The sequence below is a fragment of the Actinokineospora sp. genome (assembly GCF_050699995.1).
Lineage (GTDB): Bacteria > Actinomycetota > Actinomycetes > Mycobacteriales > Pseudonocardiaceae > Actinokineospora.
The window spans coordinates 1-8,353 of the sequence record NZ_JBOHGC010000650.1; the positions used below are offsets into that span (position 1 = coordinate 1).

Genomic DNA, 8,353 nt, shown 5'->3' on the forward strand with positions numbered 1-8,353 from the left:
GTCTCGATCGGTTCGACCTGCCGCATCCGATCTCGCTGCACGTCAACGGCTGCCCCAACTCGTGCGCACGCATCCAGACCGCGGACATCGGGCTCAAGGGCCAGCTGATCATGGATGACTCGGGCGAACAGGTTCCGGGGTACCAGGTGCACCTCGGTGGCGGGCTCGGCCTGGACGCCGGGTTCGGCCGCAAGCTGCGCGGCCACAAGGTCACCGCGGTCGAGCTGCCGGACTACGTCGAGCGCGTGGTCCGCAACTTCGTCGCCAAGCGCGAGCAGGACGAGCGTTTCGCCCAGTGGGTCACCAGGGCCGACGAGGGTGATCTGCGATGACCGAGCGCGCCACGCCGTTCCACTGTCCTTACTGCGGCGACGAGGACCTGCGCCCGCAGGAGGAGCCGCAGTCCGCGTGGCTGTGCGCGAGCTGCAGGCGCGTGTTCACGGTCAAGTTCGTGGGTTTGAACCTGCCGCAGGGGGTAGTGAAGTGACCGAGTTGAAGAAACTGGCTCAGTGGGCGGAGAAGGAGCTGGCCGACGTCTCCGCTGTGGAAGCACTGGCGTGGACCCGCGACACCTTCGGCGACCGGTTCATCGTCGCGTCCAACATGCAGGACGCGGTGCTGATCGACCTTGCGTACCAGGCGAAGCGCGAGATCGACATCCTCTTCCTGGAGACCGGATACCACTTCCCCGAGACCATCGGCACCCGCGACGCGGTGGCCGCGGTCTACCCGGAGGTGCGGATCGTCAACGCCGAGGCCGAGCAGTCGGTGGCCGACCAGGAGGCCGAGTTCGGCCTGCTGAACAAGACCGACCCGACCCAGTGCTGCATCCTGCGCAAGGTCGTGCCACTGCAGAAAACCCTTGCGGGCTATGACGCCTGGGTGACCGGGGTGCGCCGGGTGGACGCGCCGACGCGGGCGAACACACCGATCGTGCAGTGGGACGACCGGAACAACCTGGTGAAGATCAACCCGATCGCGGCGTGGTCGGACGAGCAGTTCAACGGCTACATCGCCGACCACGGGATCTTGGAGAACCCACTGGTGAGCATCGGCTACCTGTCGATCGGGTGCGCGCCGTGCACCGCCTTGCCCAAGCCGGGCGAGGACGCGCGCAGTGGCCGCTGGGCCGGGCAGTCGAAGACCGAGTGCGGATTGCACGGGTAAGGAATATGAAAACAACAGAGTCAACACAGGCCGTGAACAAGCTAGACGCACTCGATCGCCTCGAGTCCGAGGCCATCCACATCTTCCGCGAGGTCGCGGGCGAGTTCGACCGGCCGGTGATCCTGTTCTCCGGCGGCAAGGACTCGACCGTCCTGCTGCACCTGGCGGTCAAGGCGTTCTGGCCCGCGCCGGTGCCGTTCCCGTTGTTGCATGTGGACACCGGGCACAACCTCGACGAGGTCATCGAGTTCCGCGACCGCACCGTCGAGCGCTACGGGCTGCGCCTGGTCGTGGCCAGCGTGCAGGACTTCATCGACGACGGTCGGCTGCAGGAGCGCCCCGACGGGACACGCAACCCGCTGCAGACCGTGCCGCTGCTGGATTCCATCACCAGCAACAAGTTCGACGCGGTGTTCGGCGGCGGCAGGCGCGACGAGGAGCGCGCGCGAGCCAAGGAGCGGATCTTCAGCCTGCGCAACTCGTTCGGCCAGTGGGAGCCGCGCAGGCAGCGTCCCGAACTGTGGAACCTGTACAACGGCAGGCACCGCGCGGGCGAACATGTCCGGGTGTTCCCCCTGTCGAACTGGACCGAACTCGATGTGTGGCGCTACATCCAGCGCGAGAACATCGACCTTCCGTCGATCTACTACGCCCACCGGCGCGAGGTGTTCCAGCGCGACGGCATGTGGCTGACGGCGGGCCCGTGGTTCGGGCCGAACGCGGACGAGACCGTGCGGGAGCTGACCGTCCGCTACCGGACCGTCGGCGACGGTTCGTGCACCGGCGCGATCCAGTCCGACGCCGCCGACATCGAGGCGGTCATCGCCGAGGTGTCCGCGTCCCGGCTCACCGAGCGCGGCGCGACCCGCGCTGACGACCGCCTTTCCGAGGCAGCAATGGAAGACCGCAAGAGGGAAGGCTACTTCTAATGACAACGCTGCGCGATCTCCCTCCTGATTTGCTGCGACTCGCTACCGCCGGAAGTGTGGACGACGGCAAGTCCACACTCGTGGGACGCCTGCTCTATGACACCAAGTCCGTGCTGGCCGACACCCTCGACGCCGTGCATCGCGCGAGCGTCGACAAGGGACTGTCCACCCCGGACCTGTCGCTGCTGGTCGACGGCCTGCGCAGCGAGCGCGAGCAGGGCATCACGATCGACGTGGCGTACCGCTACTTCGCCACGCCCAAGCGGTCCTTCGTGCTCGCCGACACCCCGGGACACGTGCAGTACACCCGTAACACCGTGACCGGCGCGTCGACCGCGCAGCTCGCGGTGCTGCTGGTCGACGCGCGCAAGGGTGTGCTGGAGCAGACCCGCAGGCACGCGGCCGTGTTGGCGCTGCTCGGTGTGCCGCAGCTGGTGCTGGCGGTCAACAAGATCGACCTGGTGGAGTACGACGAGGGCATCTTCGAGGTCATCGCCAAGGAGTTCACCGACCACGCCACGGCCCTGGGCTACACGATCGGCTCGGTGCTGTCGATCCCGGTGTCGGCGCTGGTGGGCGACAACGTGGTGGACCGGTCCGCGCACACGCCGTGGTACACCGGCCCGACCCTGTTGGAGCACCTGGAGAACGTGCCGGTCGAGCCGGACCCGCACCACGTCCCGTTCCGCTTCCCGGTGCAGCACGTGATCCGCACGAACACGCCTGAGCACACCGACTACCGCGGCTACGCGGGTCTGGTCGCGGCGGGCACGGTCACCAAGGGCGACGAGATCGTCGTCCTCCCGGCCGGTCTGCGCACGACTGTCGCGCGCATCGACACCCACGACGGCGAGCTCGACGAGGCGGAGGCGGGCCGCTCGGTCACGCTGATCCTCGCCGACGAGATCGACATCACCCGGGGCGACCTCATCGCCGCGGCCGTCGACGCGCCCGCCGTCACCGACGAGTTCGACGCGACCCTGGCGTGGCTGTCGGAGAAGGCGTTGAAGCCGGGCGCGCGGGTGCTGGTCAAGCACGGCGCCCGCACGGTCCAGGCCATCGTCGCCGACCTGCACGCCCGCTTCGACGAGCAGAAGCTGTCCACTGTGGCCACCCCCGACGCGTTGCAGCTCAACGAGATCGGGCAGGTCACCCTCCGCACCGCCGAGCCGCTGCCGGTCGACGACTACTCCGTCAACCGGCGCACCGGGGCCTTCCTGGTGATCGACGCGGCCGACGGGTCCACGCTCGCCGCGGGCCTCGTCGGGGCGGGCCTGTCCGCGCTGGAGACGGACCGGAGTTGTACCGACGGCGATGCCGCCGTCTCCCCCGGTCCGTAAAACCCGGTTCCCCCACCGAAAGGGCTCCAGCCGTGAAGACCCGCTTGACCAGACTGATCGCCGCGACCGCCGCCCTGTCCCTACTCGCAGTCGGCTGCTCGCGTGTCGAGTCAGCCAAGGAGCCCGCCGCGGGACCCGACAAGGGCCCGGCGGCCGAGCTGCGGCTGGGCTACTTCCCGAACGTCACGCACGCCTCAGCGCTGATCGGCCTGGAGAAGGGCCTGTTCGCCAAGGAACTGGGCAACACCAAGCTCGTCCCGACCAAGTTCAACGACGGTTCGACCGAGGTCAGCGCGTTCCTCGGCGGCTCGCTCGACGCGGGCTTCATCGGCTCCGGCCCGGCCATCAACGGCTTCGCCAAGTCCAACGGCGAAGCGGTCCGGCTGATCGCGGGCGGCACCTCGGGCGGCGCGCAGCTCGTCGTCTCGACCGACATCACCAAGCCGGAAGACCTGGCGGGCAAGACGGTCGTCAGTCCCGGACTGGGCAACACCCAGGACGTGGCGCTGAAGAAGTGGCTGGTCGAGAAGGGCCTCACCGACAAGGTCCAGGTGACCAACCGGGAGAACCCGCAGACCTTCGACGCCTTCAAGAAGGGCGAGGTGCAGGCCGCCTGGCTGCCCGAGCCTTGGGCCTCCCGACTGGTGCTCGACGCGCGCGCCAGGGTCCTGGTGGACGAGAAGGACCTGTGGAAGGACGGGAAGTTCCCGACCACTGTCCTTTTGGTCCGCGCCCAGTTCCTCAAGGACCACCCGCAGACCGTGCAAGCATTGCTGCGCGGCCTGCTCGCGGCCAACGACTTCGCCAAGACCGATGAGGGCGGCGCGAAGACCGCGGTCAACAAGCAGCTCGAAGCGTTGACCGGCAAGGGATTGGCCGCACCGGTCATCGACCGGGCGTTCACTTCGATCGCGCTGGACCCGGACCCGCTGGCGGGCACGTTCCCGCAGCTGGCGAAGGACGCGGTCACCGCGGGGGTGGCGGCCAAGGCGACCGACCTCACCGGGTTCGTCGATCTGACCGCGCTCAACGAGGTGCTGAAGGCGGCGGGCAAGCCCGCGGCCGACGCAGCAGGCCTGGACAAGAAGTAGATGGACAACCGAGGAAGGCAGGCGAGGACGATGACCGCGACGCTTGAGGCCCCCGTGCCCACCGCTATCGACGCCGCCGTACGGCTGACCGGCGTCCGCAAGTCGTTCGGTCACGGCCCCCGTGCCGTCACCGCGCTCGACGGGATCGATCTGACGGTCGCCCCCGGTGAATTCGTCTGCCTCCTCGGTGCGTCCGGCTGCGGCAAGACGACCGTGCTCAACCTGATCGCGAAGCTGGACAAGCCGAGCGCGGGCTCGATCGAGCTGACCACCACCCGCCCGGCCGTCATGTTCCAGGAGGCCGCGCTCATGCCGTGGCTGACGGCCGCGCGCAACATCGAACTGCCTCTGCGGCTCGCGGGTGTGAAGCGCGCGGAACGGCAGACCAAGACGCTGGAGCTGCTGGAACTGGTGCGGCTGGGCGGCGTGGGCGACAAGCGCCCGCACGAGCTGTCCGGCGGCATGCGCCAGCGCGTCGCCCTCGCCCGGGCGCTGGCGTCGGCGATCTCCGGCAACGGCGGCGAGGCCTCCTCGCTGCTGCTGATGGACGAGCCGTTCTCCGCGCTCGACGCGATCACCCGCGACGTGCTGCAGGGCGAACTGCTGCGCGTGTGGAAGGCGACGGGCACCGCGGTCGTGTTCGTCACCCACGACGTACGCGAGGCCGTCCGCCTCGGCCAGCGCGTCGTGCTGCTGTCGTCCAAGCCCGGTCGCGTTGTGCAGGAATGGGACGTCGACGGGCTGTCGCAGGCCGCCGAGTCCGCCCGCATCGACGAGATCAACGCCCGCCTGCGCGAGGTGATCAGCAGTCATGCCGCAGCATGAGACGAAACTGCGTGAGGACGAAGCCGCCGTCGAGGCCGGACTCGACGCGCTCGACACCCCGCCCATCACCGCACGCGGTGCCGCCCGCCGCAACCTGCTGCGCCAAGTGCTGGCGCCGCTCGTGGCGCTCGTCGCCATAGTCGGGCTGTGGCAGTTCCTCTGGTCCCGGGCGATCTGGCCGGAGTTCCAGCTACCCGCGCCGATCGCCGTGTGGGACCAGATCCAGACGCTGATCGACAGTGGCCAGGTGTGGGAGTTCCTCTGGGTTTCCGTGCACCGCGCGGTCATCGGGTTCCTGATCGCCCTGGCCGTGGCGACCCCGCTGGGGCTGCTGCTGGCCAAGGTGCGACTCTTCCGGGCGGCTTTCGGGCCGTTGATCTCAGGTCTGCAGAGCTTGCCGTCGGTCGCGTGGGTGCCCGCGGCGGTGCTGTGGTTCGGCCTGACCGACGCCACGATCTACACCGTCGTGCTGCTCGGCGCGGTGCCGTCGATCGCGAACGGACTCGTCGCCGGGATCGACCAGATCCCACCGATCCTGCCGCGCGTCGGCAAAGTCCTCGGCGCCGGGCGCATCGACAGCGCCCGCTACATCCTGCTTCCCGCGGCACTTCCCGGATATCTCGCGGGAATGAAGCAGGGTTGGGCGTTCTCCTGGCGTTCGCTGATGGCCGCCGAATTGATCGCGACCTCGCCGCAGCTGGGCTTCGGCCTCGGCCAGTACCTGCACAACGGCATGGCGCTGTCGGACATGTCCATGGTCATGGCGGGCATCCTGCTGATCTTCTTCGTCGGTGTCGGCATCGAACTGCTGCTGTTCCGGCCGCTGGAGCGGTCCGTGCTACGGGCGCGCGGGCTGACGGGCGCCCACTAGATGACGCCCCTGATCGCCGTCGCGCACGGCAGTCGCGATCCGCGCTCGGCCGCCACGGTCGCCGAGCTGCTCGACGTCGTGCGCGCCCGACGGCCGGAACTGGACGTCCACGGGGCGTTCCTCGACCTGTCGCGGCCGCTGCTGACCGATGTCCTGGCCCGGCTGCACGGCGAGGGACACCGCGAGGTCGTGGTGTCGCCGCTGTTGCTGGGGCGGGCTTTCCACGCGCGGGTGGACCTGCCCGCGCTGATCGACGCGGCGTGCGCGCGGCTGCCCAGGCTGTCGGTGACCGTGACGGACGTGCTGGGGCCGGATGCCCGGCTGGAGGCCGCGGCACTGCGCAGGCTCGCGGAAACCGGTGTGGCGCCTGATGATCCGACCGTGGGCGTGGTGCTCGCGGCCACCGGTTCCTCGCACGCGCCCGCCAACGCGCGGGTGCACGAGGTGGCCGACCGGTGGGCCCGGGTCATGGGGTGGTCCGGGGTGCGCGCTGCCTTCGCTTCCGCGGCCGAACCCGGCGTGCCCGCCGCCATGTCCGCCCTGCGCGCCCGTGGGGCCGAGCGGATCGCGGTGGCGTCGTGGTTCCTGGCTCCAGGCCTGCTGCCGGACCGGGTGGCCGTAGAGGCGGGGGCAGCCGACCCGGACGCCGTGGTCGCAGCGCCTCTGGGGGCCGCAGCCGAGGTGGCGACGGTGGTGCTTGACCGGTACGACGAGACGCGCGTCGCGCAGCTCCGCAGCGCCTGACCACCATCCACTCGTTCGAGTGACATTCCGCCAGTCGGGACTTGAGGCGTAACGGACAGCGCGGGGGCACCGAGACTCCAGGTATCTCGTCCACCTGGAGTGCGAAGTGGATCAACAAACCGACCTGGTCGACGGACTGAGCAGGATCCTCACACCGCGGCAGCCGTTCGGCCCTAGCAACACCGAGGCGATGGCGCATTTCGGCCCGGAGCTGACGGACCGTCTCTTCGACCGGACCAACGTCATCTACACGCAGGCCGTGGCCAACGAGCACCCGACCTACATCATCGGCCGCAAGGGATCCGGCAAGACGGCGTTCCTGGGCGGCTCACTGAAGGGGCGTTCTCCGGGGCACGAGATCCTGCGGACGGAGAACGTCTACCACGAGATGCTCAAGGTCCTGCACAACTACACCCGCACACACGGCAGGTTGTTCGTCGACCAGAGTGCCGACATCTGGACCGCCGTGCTCGACCAGGTCGCCATCTTCCACGCCTGGCACACCGCCGAACCGTCGGATGAGCGGCGGGACATGCAGATCCTGACCGACTACGTGCACCGCGACGACGCCACCCCAGCCGACTCCACGCACGCGGCCGAGCAGTTGCTGCGCGAGCTGCACCGGCGCGTCACCGCGAGTTCCGTGGACGGACTGCGTGACCTGATCACCGGCATCAGCTGCAACGGCGTCACCTTCGAACGCGCACGCCAGGCCATGCTCGACGTCCTCCAACACCGAGACCGTCCGGTGATCATCGTCATGGACAACTTGGAGGACCTGCACCTGCGGCTGCACGAGCTGACCGAGGTGCTCACGGGCCTGTTCCGCTGCACCGGCCGGGTGGTCGCGCGCAATGCCGACAACCGGCCATACGGGCTGCAGATCTGCCTGCCGTCGGAGCTGTACGACAAGGTCCACGAGATCGCCGCGGCACCGGACAAGGATCTGCAGGGCAAATACCTGAAGATCTACTGGACCGCGCCGGAGCTACTGCGGCTGACCGGGGCGCGGCTCGGGCTCTTGCTCATGGCACGTCATCCGGAGCGGCTGGAGCCGCTGCGCGCGGCGGCGGCGCGGCGGGAGGAGGCCGACCCGGACATCGCGTTGCTGCGCGCGGCGCTGCCGGAGCGCATGCACAGTGAGCTGCGCATCGAGGAGGACCCCTTGGCCTACATGCTGCGGCACACCCAATTGCTGCCCCGGCATCTCATAGAGATCCTCAACAGCGTCTTCAGCAGACACGACAGCGGATCCGTGCCGTGGGCGGTAACTCCGCAGGCTGTCATGGCGGGAACCCGGTACGCCGAGCGGCTACTGGTCAGCGGCATCCTCAACGCCTATCAGGCCTCATATCCGGACGCCGCGGCCGCGCTGCGCAAGCTAGC

9 protein-coding genes and 1 pseudogene are annotated in these 8,353 nt (G+C 69.0%); all 10 read left to right on the top strand.

The window, feature by feature from the left end:
- Window positions 1-332 (top strand): annotated as a pseudogene (locus ACRDSQ_RS31340) (nitrite/sulfite reductase); the annotation flags it as partial.
- Window positions 329-487: an Insertion element protein gene (locus tag ACRDSQ_RS31345; protein ID WP_431426110.1), complete on the top strand. Its 159-nt coding sequence runs from the start codon at window positions 329-331 to the stop codon at window positions 485-487. The pseudogene ACRDSQ_RS31340 and the gene ACRDSQ_RS31345, both read left to right, overlap by 4 nt.
- Window positions 484-1,167, top strand: a complete 684-nt coding sequence (locus ACRDSQ_RS31350; RefSeq protein WP_431426111.1) for a phosphoadenylyl-sulfate reductase — start codon at window positions 484-486, stop codon at window positions 1,165-1,167. The genes ACRDSQ_RS31345 and ACRDSQ_RS31350 overlap by 4 nt, the downstream gene beginning before the upstream one ends.
- A 5-nt stretch (window positions 1,168-1,172) precedes the next feature.
- Window positions 1,173-2,096 carry a sulfate adenylyltransferase subunit CysD gene (gene cysD, locus ACRDSQ_RS31355; protein WP_431426113.1) on the top strand — a complete coding sequence of 308 codons (924 nt, stop codon included), beginning with the start codon at window positions 1,173-1,175 and terminating at the stop codon, window positions 2,094-2,096.
- Entirely contained in the window at window positions 2,096-3,436 is a 1,341-nt protein-coding gene (locus ACRDSQ_RS31360; protein ID WP_431426115.1) for a sulfate adenylyltransferase subunit 1, read from the top strand. The genes cysD and ACRDSQ_RS31360 overlap by 1 nt, the downstream gene beginning before the upstream one ends.
- A gap of 44 nt (window positions 3,437-3,480) precedes the next feature.
- Window positions 3,481-4,527 carry an ABC transporter substrate-binding protein gene (locus tag ACRDSQ_RS31365; RefSeq protein WP_431426117.1) on the top strand — a complete coding sequence of 349 codons (1,047 nt, stop codon included), beginning with the start codon at window positions 3,481-3,483 and terminating at the stop codon, window positions 4,525-4,527.
- Window positions 4,528-4,557: 30 nt separating this feature from the next.
- Entirely contained in the window at window positions 4,558-5,352 is a 795-nt protein-coding gene (locus ACRDSQ_RS31370; protein ID WP_431426119.1) for an ABC transporter ATP-binding protein, read from the top strand.
- The gene (locus ACRDSQ_RS31375; RefSeq protein WP_431426121.1) at window positions 5,339-6,223 is read left to right on the top strand and encodes an ABC transporter permease; all 885 of its coding nucleotides are present in this window, start codon (window positions 5,339-5,341) and stop codon (window positions 6,221-6,223) included. Before ACRDSQ_RS31370 ends, ACRDSQ_RS31375 begins: the two co-directional genes overlap by 14 nt.
- A complete protein-coding gene (locus ACRDSQ_RS31380) occupies window positions 6,224-6,967 on the top strand; it encodes a sirohydrochlorin chelatase (protein WP_431426123.1) in 744 nt (247 codons plus the stop codon).
- A 106-nt stretch (window positions 6,968-7,073) separates the two neighbouring features.
- On the top strand, window positions 7,074-8,353 hold a 1,280-nt coding region (locus ACRDSQ_RS31385), incomplete at its 3' end, for a P-loop ATPase, Sll1717 family (protein ID WP_431426125.1).